The following is a 14,607-nucleotide window of genomic DNA, read 5'->3' as shown; positions in this document are numbered from 1 at the left end:
TCGTCATGCGCAAGAAGCACCCTTTCGAGCACACGGCCTGCGCAGAACAAGCCGAACGGCCGACCGGGCCATCCCACGGCTGGCGCCGTTGGCGTACCGTCGGCTACCGCGCCACAACAGCGCGCACGCACCGGGAGAAACGTTGAGCAATCAGCCGGACAATCGGCAGCCGGACGGCACATATGAGCCGGCGCCCCAGCGGCCCGTCCCGCCGTCTTTCCAGCCCGGGTTCGCTCCCCTGCCGCAGCCGCCCAATCCGGACTACCCGCCGACGTCCGAGTTCCCGGCCACGCCGACGGAGGAGTATCGGGCCCAGTCGTACGAGCCCCCGCCCGGCTACGGCCCGCCGCAGGCCTACGAGCCCCCACCCGGGTATGGCCCGCCGCCCGGATATGGGCCGCCTCCCGGCTACGGTCAGCCCGCCTATCAGCAACCGCCGCGGCCGCCGCGCAAGAGCAAGGTCCCGATGGTCCTGCTCGTGCTGGCCATCACGCTGCTGCTCTGCGCCGGCGTCGGAACAGCGGGCGTGCTGATCGCGCGGAACGTGACCGATCGGGCCAAGGAAGCGCTGCCCGAGCTGCCCACGGCCGCCCCGCAGATCCCCGATCTGCCCACCGGGCTGCCCAGCCTGCCGGCCGGCGCGCCCGACGTGACCGGCCGCAAGATCTCGGTGACGTACGAGGTGAGCGGTGAGGGGCAGGCCTCCCAGATCCTGTACGTCGAGAAGCTGGGCGACGCGCCCAAGCGGCTGCAGAACGTGGATCTGCCGTGGAAGTTCACGACCGAGATGGAGACGCCCGCGCTCGTGTCGGTGGTCGCCATGCGGATCGGCACGACGGAGGGCACGATCAAGTGCCGGGCCCTGGTCGACGGCACGGAAGTGAAACAGCGCACGTCCAGCTCGTCGACCGTCGCCACGGCCACGTGCACGCATTTCGCCATCGAGTGACGAGTGGGGAAACCTTGACGAGCGACCCGCTGGTCGAACGGATGCGCCCGTTCGGCACCACGATCTTCACCGAGATGTCGGCCCTGGCCGTGCGCACCGGCTCGATCAACCTGGGTCAGGGCTTCCCCGACACCGACGGTCCGGCCGAGATGCTCGAGGCGGCCGCGCGGGCCCTGCGCGAGGGGGCCAACCAGTACCCGCCGCTGCCCGGCATTCCCGCCCTGCGCGCCGCCATCGCCGAGCACGAGCAACGCTTCTGGGCGCTGCCCCGCGATCCCGACACCGAGGTGGTCGTGACCGCGGGCGCGACCGAGGCCGTCGCGGCGGCGATCCTGGCGCTGTGCGAACGCGGCGACGAGGTCGTCACGTTCGAGCCCTACTACGACTCGTACGCGGCCTCGATCACGCTGGCCGGCGCCGTCCGCAGACCCGTCACCCTGCGTCCGGGCCCCGACGGGCGGTACGCGTTCGACGAGGGCGAGTTGCGGGCGGCGTTCGGGCCGCGGACCCGTCTCGTGCTGCTCAACTCGCCGCACAATCCGACCGGCAAGGTCTTCACCGGCGCCGAGCTGAGCCTGATCGCGGGTCTCTGCCAGGAGTTCGGCACGTACGCCGTGACCGACGAGGTCTACGAGCACCTGGTCTTCACCGACGCCGCCGAGCCGCACGTCCCGCTCGCGAGCCTGCCCGGCATGCACGAGCGCACGCTGCGGATCTCGTCGGCCGGCAAGACGTTCTCGTGCACGGGCTGGAAGGTCGGCTGGGCGACCGGCCCGGCCCGGCTGGTGTCGGCGCTGATGCGGGTGAAGCAGTTCCTCACCTTTGTCAACGCCGGGCCGCTGCAACCGGCCGTGGCCGTCGCGCTGGGCCTGCCCGGCTCCTACTTCACCGGTTTCCGCGACGAGCTGCAGGCCCGCCGGGACCACCTGACCGCCGGGCTGACCGAGGCCGGGTTCGCGGTGCAGCCCTCCGAGGGCACGTATTTCGTGACCGCCGACATCACCCCGCTGGGCGGGACGGACGGCATCGAGTTCTGCCGCGAGCTGCCCGAGCGCTGCGGGGTGGTGGCGGTGCCGACCCAGGTCTTCTACGACCACCGCGAGGCCGGCCGCCACCTGATCCGTTTCGCCTTCTGCAAACGCGAGTCCGTGATCGACGAGGCGGCCCAGCGTTTGTCCAAGCTGGGCCGCTGAAGGACGAAGGTCTAGGCGGCGGGAGAGGCGGAACGCACCTCGTCGGCGATTCGCTCGGCCACCGTACGGGCCTGCTCCTCGGTGGCCGCCTCGACCATCACCCGGACGAGCGGCTCGGTGCCCGACGGGCGCAGCAGCACCCGGCCGGTCTCGCCCAGCTCGTTCTCGGCCAGCGCCACGGCGGCCTGCACGGCCGGGGCCGCCGCGCCCGCGTCCCGGTCCCCGACGCGCACGTTGATCAGCACCTGGGGCAGCGGGTGCACGACGGAGGCCAGGTCGGCCAGCGACTTGCCGCTCGACGCGAGCTGGGCCATCAGGTGCAGGCCGGTCAGCACGCCGTCGCCGGTGGTCGCGAAGGCCGGCATCACGATGTGCCCGCTCTGCTCGCCACCCAGGGCCAGCCCGCCCGCGCTCAGCTCCTCGAGCACGTACCGGTCGCCGACCTTGGTCTCGAGAAGCTTGATGCCGGACTGCTTCATGGCGATCCGCAGGCCCAGGTTGCTCATCACGGTCGCGACCAGGGTGTCGTCGGTCAGCGTGCCCGCGTCGCGCATGGCCAGGGCCAGGATCGCCATGATCTGGTCGCCGTCGACGACCTCGCCCGAGGCGGTCACCGCGAGGCAGCGGTCGGCGTCGCCGTCGTGGGCCAGGCCCAGATCGGCTCCCTCGGCCAGCACGGCGTCGCGCACCTTGTCGAGGTGGGTCGAGCCGCACTCGTCGTTGATGTTCAGGCCGTCGGGGTCGGCGTGGATGGCGATGACCTCGGCGCCGGCCTCCTCGTAGGCGACCGGGGCGACCTCGCTGGCCGCGCCGTTCGCGCAGTCGACCACGACCTTGATGCCGGCGAGGCTGTGCGGGGTGGAGCCGACCAGGTGCTTCACGTAGTGCTCGGCCCCGTCGAGCAGGTCGTGCACGCGGCCGATGCCGGCGCCGGTGGGCCGGCCGACCAGCCCGTGCCCGTCCTGGACGGCCTGTTCGATCCGCTCCTCGAGCTCGTCCGGCAGCTTGGTGCCGCCGGCGGCGAAGAGCTTGATCCCGTTGTCGGGCATGGGGTTGTGCGACGCCGACAGCATCACGCCGAGGTCGGCGTTGGTCTGCCCGACCAGGAAAGCCACCGCGGGGGTGGGCAGCACGCCGACCCGCACCACGTTGGCGCCGGCGCTGGTCAGTCCGGCGACGACGGCCGCCTCGAGCATCTCGCCGCTGGCCCGCGGGTCACGTCCGACGATCGCCAGCGGCTGGTGGCTGCTGTCGCTTTCGACCAGGACGCGCGCGGCCGCGACCGCCACGCTGAGGGCCAGTTCCGGGGTGAGCAGCTCGCCGTTCGCGAGCCCCCGTACGCCGTCGGTGCCGAACAGTCGCCCCATGGCGGTTTCCTTTGCGTTGCGTCGTAACAAGGGGGGAGGGAACGCAAACGGCCGGGCGGCCCCTGGGAAACCCAGGGACACAACCCGGCCGTTGTCAGACTCGGCGCAAAATCAGCGCTTCGAGTACTGCGGAGCCTTACGGGCCTTCTTGAGACCGTACTTCTTGCTCTCCTTGACGCGGGCGTCCCGAGTGAGGAAGCCGGCCTTCTTGAGAGCGGGGCGGTCGTCGGGCTCGTTCGTGATGAGCGCCCGCGCGATGCCGAGGCGCAGCGCACCGGCCTGGCCGGTGATGCCACCGCCACGCAGGTTCGCGATCACGTCGAACTGCTCTTCCTTCTCCGCGGTGACGAGCGGCTCACGGATGAGCTGCTGGTGCACCTTGCTGGGGAAGTAGGCCTCGAGGTCGCGGCCGTTGCAGGTGATCTTGCCGGTGCCGGGGATGAGGCGCACCCGGACGATGGCCTCCTTGCGGCGGCCGACGGTCTGGATGGGACGGTCACCAGGACGCGGGGCGCGGACCGGAGCCGGCGCGGGCGTCTCGACGACGACCACGGTCTCGGTCTCGGCGGGCGTCTCGACAACGACCGTTCCGGCGGGCTCCTCGACGGTCTCGACGACCTCGGGCTCGATAACGTCGGACATGCTGCTGCCTTCTCCCGCGCTCACTGCGCGATCTGGGTGATTACGAACGGCTGGGGTTGCTGCGCCGCGTGCGGGTGCTCAGCGCCCGGGTAGACCTTCAGCTTCTTGATGATCTGCCGCGCGAGCTTGTTGTGCGGGAGCATGCCCTTGACGGCCAGCTCGATCGCCTTCTCGGGGCGCTTGCTCAGCAGCTCCTCGTAGCCGACCTGCTTGAGGCCGCCCGGGTAACCCGAGTGGCGGTAGGCGACCTTGGTCTGCCGCTTGTTGCCGGTCAGGGCGACCTTGCCGGCGTTGATGATCACCACGAAGTCGCCGGTGTCGACGTGCGGGGCGAAGGTGGGCTTGTGCTTGCCACGCAGGAGAGTCGCGGTGTGGGTGGCCAGGCGGCCCAGGACGACGTCAGAAGCGTCGATAATGTGCCACTGACGCTCGATCTCACCCGGCTTCGGGCTGTACGTACGCACAGAATTACCTTGTCTTGTCGTCGGTCTGGGGTCGCGCGCTGGTCGCGGAGAACGCGAACATCAAGCCTACCCGGAGGGGCGGGCTCGCAACTGTCGCACAACAGCAGGCAACAATACCCGCCTGCGCGGCGCGTGGTCAAAACGTGCAAGGGTCAACACGATCGGTGGCCCCGCCCAGCGCACAGACGCGACCTCCAAAAATAACCAACGGCCAGCATACTCGCACCCGTGACGCGCCCGGCAGCGGGATCCATGGTCAACAACCTCGAGGCCCGGTTCGTAGCGAAGGTCACAGCTCAATGCCTCTTAGCAGGCTCGAAACAAACGGGACGCAAGGGCGAAATTCCACGACGGCACGCTTTCCGACATGGGCAATGGTGCTGACACCTCGGGAACGCGGGCCAGGCGTGGCCCGGACGTGCGAGGAGGACGCACTATTGAGAAGCCACCGTCAGGGTTGAGGACGGACCTGACGGTGACCGCTGGACCGGCTTCCCGGTTCGGCGAGGAGGAGTCGTGGCGCGCGCCGGCCGGAGGTACGGCGGAGAACGCAGGCGTGACATGGGAGCGGGTCGACGCTGAGGACGGCGGGCTCCGAGCGTGCCCTTCGGTGGACCGGACGGCCGCGCCGCGACTTCTCGAAATACCGATATGACCGACCGCACGGGGGGAGCGCGCCGGACGGTCATCACGGCGGCCGCGCTGGCCGAGCCGGCCGCGTCGCTGTCCGGCTACACGATCGGGGTGACCGCCGACCGCCGCCGCGACGAACTGGCCACGCTGCTCGAGGGCCGCGGCGCCCGGGTGGTGCTCGCCCCCGCGCTGCGGATAGTGCCGATCGCCGACGACGCCGAGCTGCGGGCCGCGACCCGGGCCTGCCTCGACACCCCGCCCGACATCGTGCTGGTCAACACCGGCATCGGCATGCGCGGCTGGCTCGAGGCGGCCGAGGGGTGGGGATTGGCCGAGCCGCTGCGGGCCGTGCTGTCCCAGGCCTATCTGGTCGCCCGCGGCCCCAAGGCCCGCGCCGCGGTGCGTTCGGCCGGGCTGCACGACCAGTGGTCCCCCGAGGGGGAGAGCTACGACGAGGTCGTCGACCACCTGCAGTCGCGCGGGATCGCCGGTCTGACCGTCGCGATGCAGCTGCACGGCGAGAGCCAGCCCGAATACACCGACGCGCTGGAACGGGCGGGGGCCCGGGTGATCGAGGTGCCGGTGTACCGCTGGGCCGCGCCCACCGATCCGGCCCCGCTGCACCGCCTGGTCGACCTGATCACCGCGCGTCTCGTGGACGCGGTCACGTTCACCGCCGCCCCGGCCGTGCACGCCCTGCTGCGGACGGCCGGGCCGAGCGCCGACGCCGTGCTCGAGGCGCTGCGCGGCGACGTGCTGGCGGCCTGTGTGGGCCCGGTCACCGCGGCCCCGCTGCGCCGGCACAACGTGCCCGTGGTGGCGCCGAGCCGGGCCCGGCTGAGCGCCCTGGTCCGGACGATCGTCGACGAGCTGCCCAAGCGCGCCCTCTCGCTCGAGGTGGCGGGCCATTCGCTCACCCTGCGCGGACACGCGGCGATCGTCGACGGGGAGTTGCGCCCGCTGGCCCCGGCCCCGATGGCCGTGCTGCGCGCGCTGGCCGCCACACCGGGACGCGTGCTCTCCCGGGCGGCCCTGCTGCACGCCCTCCCCCGCGGCGCCGACGAACACGCCGTCGAGATGGCCGTGGCCCGCCTGCGAGCCGGCCTGAGCGCCCCCGGCGTGATCCAGACCGTGGTCAAGCGCGGCTACCGCCTGCCGGTCTGAGCGCAACCACTCACGCACGTCGCCCGGTCGGGGTGAGCGTTCTGGGCGCGCCAGCGCCCTGCTCACCCTGACCGGGCCCTCGGCGGGAGCGACGGCCTGTACCCACCACCCCGCTACGACATCCCGAAGTTGATCTTTATCGGACCGTTGCCGCGTAGCCGCCACTCTGTTCGGCCACCAACGTCGCCATCGCGTGTTCCACGACCGCCACCAGCACCTGCTTCACCGAGTCGCGGTGGCGGGCGTCACACATGACCAGCGGCACATGCGGCGGGATGGCGAGCGCCTCGCGAACCTCATCGGGCTCGTAGCGGGGCGCGCCGTCGAAGCAGTTGAGCGCCACCAGATAGGGCAGATGGCGGTTCTCGAAGTAGTCGAGCGGGGCGAACGCGTCGGCGATCCGGCGGGTGTCGACCAGCACGGCCGCGCCGACCGCGCCCCGGATGAGCTCGTCCCACATGAACCAGAATCGGGTCTGCCCCGGGGTGCCGAAAAGGTAGAGGATCAGATCGTCGGCCATCGTGATGCGGCCGAAGTCCATCGCCACCGTGGTGGTCCCCTTGCCGGGCACCTTGGACGCGTCGTCGACCCCTTGGCCGGCCGAGGTCATGACGGCCTCGGTGGTCAGCGGCTCGATCTCGGAGACCGCTCCGACCAGCGTCGTCTTGCCCACGCCGAACCCTCCGGCCACGACAATCTTGGCCGAAGTGATCTCTTTGGGTTGCGCCCCCGCCCGCTCAGAGCTTGCGAAGTCCACTCAACACCCTTTCCAGCAGGTTCATCCGCTCCGAGAACCCAGTTTTGGGAGCGGCGCTGTGCAACGAGAGCAGTCCGTCGGCCACCATGTCGGCGACCAGGACCCGCGCCACACCCAGCGGTAGCCGGGTCAGCGCCGAGAGCTCGGCCAGCGATTGCGCCTTCGCCTCGCACAGCACGGCGATGCGGTATTTGTCATGCCCGGCGAACCGGGACTCTTGCAGACCGGCCTGGCTGGCGACCAGGACCGCCTCGATCGGGATGTCCCGGCGCGGTTCGGTGCGTCCACGGGTGACCGCGTAGGGACGCACCAGGTTGCCTCTCGGATCCTGCGGCTGGCCCATCGCGCGATCACCCCCTTCCGTCGAACCGGCGACTAATGATTGACAGTTTCGCGGGGCGCGGGCGACAGCGACGCGCCGACCCGCTCGACCAGCAGGGCCATCTCGTAGCCGACCTGGCCCACGTCGCAGCTGCGCGCGGCCAGCACGGCCATCGACGACCCGTCGCTGATGGTCATGAGGAACAGGTAACCGGAATCCATCTCGATGATCGTCTGCTGGACCTCGCCCGCGTTGAACAAGCGGGACGCGCCCTCGGTCAGGCTGACCACACCGGACGTGATGGCCGCGAGCTGGTCGGCGCGGTCGGTCGGCAGGTCGCGCGACGAGGCCAGCAGCAGGCCGTCCGCGGACACCGCCACGACGTGGGCGATGCCGGCGACGCTGTTGGCGAAGTTGTTGAGCAGCCAGCCCATGTCCTGCATGGTGGGGGGCCTGGTCACGGTTGGTTCTCCTTAGCCTGGGAGGCGACGGACTCGGCAGTGCCGTCCGTCCGCCCACGTTGCACTCCCCGGTGATACGCGGAAAGGAGTCCGCGGACCTCATCGGGGCTGCGACGGTTCTGGTTGCGCGGGCCGGGCTGCACACCACCGGGCACGAGCTGGGCCTGGGGGACGCGCTTGGGGAGACCGGACCGCGTCGTGCCGGCGTCGACCGGCTCGGCCGCTGCCATCGCCTTCTGCCACCCCTCGTCGGCCGTCGTCCGCCACTTGTCCTCGGCCGCGCCGCGGGGCTTCGGAACCGAAGGTCCATTGTGCCCGTTCGACGCGGGTGACGCCGCCGGGGGCGGGGCCGCGGGCCTGGCCGCCGCGGGCGGGGCGGACGTCGGCTTGGCGGGTGCCCGCTGGGCGGACGTCGGCTTGGCGGGCGCCGGCGACGTCGGAACCGGCTTCGAGGCGCCGTTCGGCGGCGGGGCGTAACCGGCGGTCGGCATGCCCCACTCCTCCTGGCCCGCGTTCTCGTGATCGCGGAACCAGCTCTGCTGCATCTGCACGAAGATCGGCGAGTCGCTGCGTTCATCGGCCGACGGGACGACCGGCGGTGGAGGCGCCGGGGGCATCGCGGCGAGCGCGGCGCCCCACCCGGCGCCCGTGGGGGCCGGTGGTGTGGAGACGACGGGCGGTGCCGAGACGACCGGCGGGGCCGAAACCACCGGCGGGGCCGAAACCACCGGCGGGGCCGCGGCCGCGAAGCCGTTCATCGTGGGCGACGACTGCGTGGCGTCGATGGTCTTGGACACCCGGGTCGGCAGCTTGGGCCGGTTCGGCGTCGGCTGCGCCGGCGGGTCGGACGGCGGGCGCTGCGACGGGAACATCGGCAGCTGCGGGTGCGCGGCCGGCGGGGCCGGGGTGGGCTCGCGCCACGAGGGCTCGGGCTCCCGGAAGGATTCCCGCGAAGGCGACATCGAGGAGTCGTGCGAGGGCGAGATCGTCGGCAGGGTCGCGGTGGCGGCCCGGGAGGACTGCCCGTCCCAGCCACCGCCGTACGGCGCGGTGCCGAGCTCCTGCGGCCGGACCGGCGCCTCGAGGCGGCGGCTCGGCAGCACGACGATGCTGCTGGGCAGCGTGACCTGGGCGACCGTGCCGCCCTCGAGGTTGGCCCGCAGCTCGACGCGGATGCCGTACCGCGAGGCGAGCCGGCCGACCACGGCCAGACCCATCAGGCGGAACGCGGCCACGTCGACGCTCGGCGGCTCGGCCAGGCGGCGGTTGAGCTGGTCCATCTGTTCCTCGGACATGCCGAGACCGCGGTCCTCCACCTGGATCACCACGTAGTCGCGGATCCGGCGGCCGTCGGCGACCACGATCGAGGTCGGCGGCGAGAACCGGGTGGCGTTGTCGAGCAGTTCGGCGACCAGACGGACGACGTCGTTGACGGCGAGCGCGGCGATCGAGATGTCGGTGTCGACCGTGCCGAACTCGATGCGGTTGTAGAGCTCCACTTCGGACTGCGCGGCGCGGAGCGCGTCGACCAGCAGGGCGTCCTCGCGGCGCGGGGCGCTCGAGTCGGCGCCCGCGAGCACGAGCAGGTTCTCGTCGTTGCGGCGCATCCGGGTGGCCAGGTGGTCGAGCTCGAACAGCTGGGCCAGACGCTTGGGGTCCTCCTCGGTGCGCTCGATCTGGTCGAGCTCGCCGATCATCCGGTCGACCAGCGACTGACTGCGCCGGGCCAGGTTGAGGAACATCGTCGAGACGCTGGTGCGCAGGGCGGCCTGCTCGGCGGCGATGCGGACCGCCTCGCGGTGGACCACGTTGAACGCCTGGGCGACCTGGCCGACCTCGTCGCGGTTGGGCAGCTGAATCGGGTCGCGCAGCTGGCTGATGATGTCGTTGGCGCCGCCCTCGCCGAGGTTGCGGGAGTCGCGCAGCCGGGCCACGGCGTCGGGCAGGTCGCGGTTGGCCACCGCGAGGGCGCCCTCACGCAGGCGGCGCAGCGACATGTTGAGCGAGCGGGCCAGGATGACGGCCAGCGCGATCGCCACGATCAGCACGAGCACGACCAGCGCGGCCTCGATCGCGGCCTGGCGCACGACAGCGTCGCGATCGGAGGTGGCCTGGTCGACCACGTCGGACTCGAGTTCCTGCTCGGCCCACCGCATCAGGTCGACCACCGCGCCGAACGAGCGGGTGACCTCGTCGGCCACGATGACGCCGCGGTTGGCGGCCCGGCCGAGCTGCGCCGAGACGCCGTCGACCAGGTTGACCGCGTCGCCGGAGACGACGTTGTCGACCAGAGAACGCTGTGCGGGGTCGGCCACCAGGGAGAACGCGAGCAGGGCCTCCTGCTGGGCGGTCTGGGTGGCGATGAACGCGACCCGCTGCTCGGGGCTGAGGTCGCCGGTGACGACGGCGGCGTAGGAGACCGCCTCCTGCTCGGCGGTGCCGGACTTCGCGCGGGCGAACGCCGCGATCGCGCGCAGCCGGTCGGCGATGTCGCCGTCGCCCGCGACCTGGCTGACCGACTCGCCGTAGGAGACCAGGTCGGTGATCACGACGCTGTAGCGGGAGACGGCCTCGGCGACGGCGATGCCGTTGCGGTCGCCGACCGCCGTGCGGGTCGCGTCCATCGTGTTCAGGTGGTCGTCGATGCGCGCGAGGCGGTCGAGCACGGTGGGCGGCGGCGTGCCGATGTCCGCGCGGTGTGCGCGGTAGAGCTGGATCTGCGCGTCGCTGGCCCGTACGGCGGTGCGGTAGGCCTCGGTGCGAGCGTTGGTGGGCGGGTTGCCGAGATAACCGGCGGCGGCCATCCGCTCGACGTGCAGCAGCTGTGTGAGTGCGGAGACGTCGGTCTCCAGTTTGGTCAGTTCCTCGACCTGTCCGGCGTCGGAGGCGCGCTGTCCGACATCGACGAGACGGGTGGTCGCCAATGCGATGACCGCGACCAGCGGAACGACCAGAATGAGAGCCAGTTTGGCGCGGATCCGGGCGTCTCGCAGGCGGGGAAAGACACCACGGCGCGTCACCTGGGTCGAAGATCCGGTGCTCACGACTTCTCCTCCGTGGTCATCCCCGTGGCTCTTCGCCCGCAGAACCTCGCGCGGCCCGGGAATTTCATCAGAACGGACAACCCTTTGGGAAGCCAGGAAACATCCGGAAACGAACCCCGTGTCCGGGTGCAAGCATTCCCGACAGTTCTGCATTAGACAAACAATGCGCTTTGACGTGCGCGAATATATCGACCAACACATGCGGTGACCACTCAGTCACTCGAAACCCCCAAGATTCCAACCAATATGTGAGACAACCGTCTCGATCCATCGATGGCGAGCCGCTTGACCAGGGGCCTTCACGTTGGCAAGGTTTGGCGCGATCGAACGGACACATTGTCCGTGCTGGAGCGCCCGCCGACGGTTCACGATGTGCCGGCACTCCCGCCTTTCCGCCCCCATAGGAGGCACCGCAGTGCGGCTCCCCCGCATCACCGCGGCCACGGCCGTGGCATCGATGCTTCTCGCCGGCGCGGCCGGCTGCACCTCCGACGACGACGCCCCCGACGGCGCCGAAGTCGTGGTCATCGCGGCCGACCTCAACAACTCCTCGGTCGACACCGCGTACGCCCGGGCCCTGCAGTTGCGGGTCGATCAGGTCAACGCCTCGGGGCAGCTGGGCGACCGCGAACTGCGACTGGTGACCAAGGACAACCGGAACGACCCGGCGGCCTCGATGCGAAACATCACATCGTTCGCCGACGACCCCACCGTCGCCGCGGTGGTCGGCGGCTCGTGTGATCTCTGTGTGGTCCAGGCGGCCAAGACGATCAACGACAAGACGATCCCGACGATCGCGCTGTCCTCCTCGGACGAGGTCAGCTCGCCCGTCGCCGATCGGCAGTACGTCTTCAAGCTCGGCCCGAACTCGGCCGACAGCACCGCCGCGCTGGTCAACGAGCTGGTCCGGACCCGCATCCGGACGATCTCGGTGCTCTACACGAGCGACCTCTACGGCCAGGGCGCCAACACCGCGCTCAACGACGCGCTGCGCGGCCTGAACATCGCCGTGAAGTCGGCGCGCTCGGTCAAGCCGGGCGCGTCCGAGATCGCCCAGTCGGTCGGCACGCTCACCGACGCCGCCCCGCAGGCGCTGGTCGTGCTCACGCCGCCCGACCTGGCCCAGCTGGCCGCCCGGGACGCACGTAACTCCGGCTTCCGCGGCCGGATCTACTTCGACGCGGGCGCCGCCGGTGACCTGTTCATCTCCCGGGAGGCGGTCGCCGCCACGAACAACACCACGATGGTGTTCACCCAGATCCTGGCGATCGACGACGTGATCGCGACGACGCCGGCCAAGTCGTCCCGCAAGCAGTGGTTCCGCGACTACACGTCCCGGTACGGCAGCTACTCGGGCGTCGCCTCCTTCGCCGCGGACGCCGTCGATCTGATCGCCGACGCGGTGGCCCAGGTCGGCACCGACCGGCCCCGGATCCGCGAGATCATCGAGACGTCCCAGGTCGACGGCCTCTCCGGCCCGATCCGGCTCACCCCCGACAACCACTCCGGCCTGATGCCGCAGGCGCTGACCCTGCTGGTGGCCCGGAGCGGCCGGTGGCGGCTCGCGTCATGATCCAGATCAACCAGGTATCCCGGACGTTCTCCGGCCGCTCGGGCACGGTCGAGGCGCTGCGCGACGTCAGCCTGCAGGTGGCCGACGGCGAGTTCGTCGCCGTGGTGGGCCGCTCCGGCTGTGGCAAGTCGACGCTGCTGCGGCTGATCGCCGGGCTGCTCCCGCCGACCGGCGGCAGCATCGAGGTGGGCGGCGTGGCGGTGGCCAAGCCGCGCCGCGACGTGGCGATGATGTTCCAGCGCCCGGCCCTGCTGCCCTGGCGCTCGGTGCTCGACAACGTGCTGTTGCCGGTGCAGATCTTCGGCCGGCGCAAGTCGGACTACCGGGACCGGGCCCAGGAGCTGCTCGAGCTGACCGGCCTGTCCGGGTTCGAGAAGCGGCTGCCGCACGAGCTCTCCGGTGGCATGCAGCAGCGGGTGGCGCTGTGCCGGGCGCTGATCGCCAAGCCGCAGGTGATGCTGATGGACGAGCCGTTCTCGGCGCTCGACCCGCTGATCCGGGAGGAGCTGTCGGGCGAGTTGCAGCGCATCCACATGGAACAGCGGGCGACCACCGTCTTTGTCACCCATTCGATCGACGAGGCCGTCTTGCTGGCCGACCGGGTGGTCGTGCTCAGCCCGCGACCGGGCCGGGTCCGCGAGATCGTCGACGTCCGCATCCCGCGTCCGCGCACGCTCGGCCGCACGGCCCACTCGGACGAGGTGGCCCGGTGCAGCGGCCTGCTTCATGATCTTTTGATGGCTTAGCCCGTCACTCTTTGTATAAATAACTAAGCGGGATTTTAAGAATCCACTCCCGCTGTTGAGCGCGCAGGCAAGGGAACCGTAACGTGCCGGGCATGGCTTTTCGGACCTGGGTGAAGTTGGTGGGGGCCGCGTTCGGCGCCGCGGCGCTGGTCGGTGCCGGTCAGCTGGGCTTGGCCTACGGGCTGGGCATGCTCGACTTCACCCGTGTCGTCGACGCTACGGCGAGTGATCAATGGACCGCTCAGCTGGGCTGGGTGGCCTGGTTCGCGATGACCGCGGCGGCCGCCGGAGGGCTGGCCGGGCGGACCCGGCTGCCCCGGACGGCGGGAGCGGGCACGCGGATGATCGGCGCGATCGCGGCCGGTCTGGGTGCGGCGGCAATCGTGCCGCTGACCATGCAGCCCGCCCGCGGCGCCGAGGTCGCCGGGGTCAACGAGGTCTTCGTGATCGGGGCGTGTGCCGTGCTCGGCGCGGCGGCGGGCATCTTCGCCGCGTACGCCGCCCTCGGCCAGTGGGTTTCCCATTGGAGCCTGATAGTCGTGGCCGCCGCGATCTGGCTCGTCGCGCTCGCCTCGGTGGCGCCTTCGCTTCGTTCCGGTGACACCCTTCCCCCCGTACGCCTCGGCGTGCTCGACGCCAGTTTTGTGCCCGACGGCCTCGTCGAGCGGCTGGCGCTGCTCACGATGCCGGTGATCGCGCTGATCAGCGGCCTGGCGATCGGGCTCGCGGCCCGTCGCCGGAAGCTGTCCACGACGGCGATCGCCCTGGCCGGCATGTCCGGTCCGGCCCTGCTCACGGTGGCCTACCTGATCGCCGGGCCGGGCGCGAGCCGCTTCCAGGAGGTGCCCTACTACGGCGCCATGACCGCGGCCGGGGCCGGCGTCTTCGGCTCGGTGATCGCCGCGATGCTGCGGCGCGGTCCGTCCGGCGGACGTCCTGACTCCCCCGGCGACGGCGAGCCCACCCCCGACCGCCCGCCGCTGCCGCAGCGCGACGCCCAGCCCGACTCGGCGATCGCGAAGGCCGGCGGCCCGGGGCCCCTGCCCGGCACCGGCGCCGCCCAGGCCGTCACGGGGCGGGCCTCGGTCGCGGCCCGCTCCACCGTGGCCGCCCGCGCCGCGGTGGCCGCGCAGCGCCCGGAGCACGAGCTCAAGCCGTCCGACACCGGCGTGATCACGATGCCGCCGTTCGACGGCTTCACCCCGCCCTCGCAGCAGCAGCGGCCCGATCACCCGGACGGCGAGATCTCGGACTGGGTGAGCGGCCTCGGCCGCTGACCGAATCGAAAAAGG

General features: G+C 71.2%; 13 protein-coding genes. 6 read left to right on the top strand and 7 right to left on the bottom strand.

Annotation, left to right across the window (positions count from 1 at the left end):
- The first annotated feature begins 142 nt into the window (after nucleotides 1–142).
- Both ACZ3I4_RS03095 and ACZ3I4_RS03090 read left to right on the top strand, forming a co-directional pair.
- Nucleotides 143–949: an MmpS family transport accessory protein gene (locus ACZ3I4_RS03095; RefSeq protein ID WP_465380154.1), complete on the top strand. Its 807-nt coding sequence runs from the start codon at nucleotides 143–145 to the stop codon at nucleotides 947–949.
- A gap of 14 nt (nucleotides 950–963) precedes the next feature.
- Complete coding sequence (locus ACZ3I4_RS03090) at nucleotides 964–2,142, top strand: pyridoxal phosphate-dependent aminotransferase (protein WP_465380153.1); 1,179 nt, start codon at nucleotides 964–966, stop codon at nucleotides 2,140–2,142.
- Between the two features lie 11 nt (nucleotides 2,143–2,153).
- Here the strand turns inward: ACZ3I4_RS03090 and glmM are convergent, their stop codons facing one another.
- From glmM to rplM, 3 genes are all read right to left on the bottom strand, one after another.
- Entirely contained in the window at nucleotides 2,154–3,509 is a 1,356-nt protein-coding gene (gene glmM / locus ACZ3I4_RS03085; RefSeq protein WP_465380152.1) for a phosphoglucosamine mutase, read from the bottom strand.
- Nucleotides 3,510–3,620: 111 nt separating this feature from the next.
- On the bottom strand, nucleotides 3,621–4,151 hold the full coding sequence (gene rpsI, locus ACZ3I4_RS03080; RefSeq protein WP_465380151.1) for a 30S ribosomal protein S9: 531 nt from the start codon (nucleotides 4,149–4,151) through the stop codon (nucleotides 3,621–3,623).
- A 20-nt stretch (nucleotides 4,152–4,171) separates the two neighbouring features.
- Complete coding sequence (gene rplM, locus ACZ3I4_RS03075) at nucleotides 4,172–4,615, bottom strand: 50S ribosomal protein L13 (protein ID WP_250001294.1); 444 nt, start codon at nucleotides 4,613–4,615, stop codon at nucleotides 4,172–4,174.
- A gap of 651 nt (nucleotides 4,616–5,266) precedes the next feature.
- Between rplM and ACZ3I4_RS03070 the strand changes: the two genes are divergently transcribed.
- Nucleotides 5,267–6,412, top strand: coding sequence for a uroporphyrinogen-III synthase (locus ACZ3I4_RS03070; RefSeq protein WP_465380150.1), 1,146 nt, complete (start codon nucleotides 5,267–5,269; stop codon nucleotides 6,410–6,412).
- Nucleotides 6,413–6,548: 136 nt separating this feature from the next.
- Here ACZ3I4_RS03070 and ACZ3I4_RS03065 read toward each other — a convergent pair whose 3' ends face one another.
- Genes ACZ3I4_RS03065 through ACZ3I4_RS03050 form a run of 4 tightly spaced genes read right to left on the bottom strand, consistent with a single transcriptional unit; the run spans nucleotide 6,549 to nucleotide 10,996 of the window.
- Nucleotides 6,549–7,169, bottom strand: coding sequence for a GTP-binding protein (locus ACZ3I4_RS03065; protein WP_465380149.1), 621 nt, complete (start codon nucleotides 7,167–7,169; stop codon nucleotides 6,549–6,551).
- Nucleotides 7,150–7,512, bottom strand: coding sequence for a DUF742 domain-containing protein (locus ACZ3I4_RS03060; protein WP_465380148.1), 363 nt, complete (start codon nucleotides 7,510–7,512; stop codon nucleotides 7,150–7,152). The genes ACZ3I4_RS03065 and ACZ3I4_RS03060 overlap by 20 nt, the downstream gene beginning before the upstream one ends.
- A 32-nt stretch (nucleotides 7,513–7,544) precedes the next feature.
- The gene (locus ACZ3I4_RS03055) at nucleotides 7,545–7,952 is read right to left on the bottom strand and encodes a roadblock/LC7 domain-containing protein (RefSeq protein WP_465380147.1); all 408 of its coding nucleotides are present in this window, start codon (nucleotides 7,950–7,952) and stop codon (nucleotides 7,545–7,547) included.
- Entirely contained in the window at nucleotides 7,949–10,996 is a 3,048-nt protein-coding gene (locus tag ACZ3I4_RS03050; protein ID WP_465380146.1) for a sensor histidine kinase, read from the bottom strand. Before ACZ3I4_RS03050 ends, ACZ3I4_RS03055 begins: the two co-directional genes overlap by 4 nt.
- A 457-nt stretch (nucleotides 10,997–11,453) precedes the next feature.
- Between ACZ3I4_RS03050 and ACZ3I4_RS03045 the strand changes: the two genes are divergently transcribed.
- From ACZ3I4_RS03045 to ACZ3I4_RS03035, 3 genes are all read left to right on the top strand, one after another.
- Complete coding sequence (locus ACZ3I4_RS03045) at nucleotides 11,454–12,569, top strand: ABC transporter substrate-binding protein (RefSeq protein WP_465380451.1); 1,116 nt, start codon at nucleotides 11,454–11,456, stop codon at nucleotides 12,567–12,569.
- Nucleotides 12,566–13,315, top strand: coding sequence for an ABC transporter ATP-binding protein (locus ACZ3I4_RS03040; RefSeq protein WP_465380450.1), 750 nt, complete (start codon nucleotides 12,566–12,568; stop codon nucleotides 13,313–13,315). Before ACZ3I4_RS03045 ends, ACZ3I4_RS03040 begins: the two co-directional genes overlap by 4 nt.
- Before the next feature lie 92 nt (nucleotides 13,316–13,407).
- Nucleotides 13,408–14,592 carry a hypothetical protein gene (locus ACZ3I4_RS03035; protein WP_465380145.1) on the top strand — a complete coding sequence of 395 codons (1,185 nt, stop codon included), beginning with the start codon at nucleotides 13,408–13,410 and terminating at the stop codon, nucleotides 14,590–14,592.
- Nucleotides 14,593–14,607 lie beyond the last annotated feature (15 nt).

The sequence above is a fragment of the Actinoplanes sp. NPDC021490 genome (assembly GCF_055562135.1).
Note: the sequence above shows the minus strand (reverse complement) of the source record. Positions and strands in the feature narration are given on the sequence as shown.

Bases quoted from the DNA above. Each gene is read 5' to 3' on its own strand.
- glmM (WP_465380152.1), bottom strand. From the start codon at position 3,509: ATGGGGCGACTGTTCGGCACCGACGGCGTACGGGGGCTCGCGAACGGC.
- rpsI (WP_465380151.1), bottom strand. From the start codon at position 4,151: ATGTCCGACGTTATCGAGCCCGAGGTCGTCGAGACCGTCGAGGAGCCC.
- ACZ3I4_RS03070 (WP_465380150.1), top strand. From the start codon at position 5,267: ATGACCGACCGCACGGGGGGAGCGCGCCGGACGGTCATCACGGCGGCC.
- ACZ3I4_RS03060 (WP_465380148.1), bottom strand. From the start codon at position 7,512: ATGGGCCAGCCGCAGGATCCGAGAGGCAACCTGGTGCGTCCCTACGCG.
- ACZ3I4_RS03045 (WP_465380451.1), top strand. From the start codon at position 11,454: ATGCTTCTCGCCGGCGCGGCCGGCTGCACCTCCGACGACGACGCCCCC.
- ACZ3I4_RS03040 (WP_465380450.1), top strand. From the start codon at position 12,566: ATGATCCAGATCAACCAGGTATCCCGGACGTTCTCCGGCCGCTCGGGC.
- ACZ3I4_RS03035 (WP_465380145.1), top strand. From the start codon at position 13,408: ATGGCTTTTCGGACCTGGGTGAAGTTGGTGGGGGCCGCGTTCGGCGCC.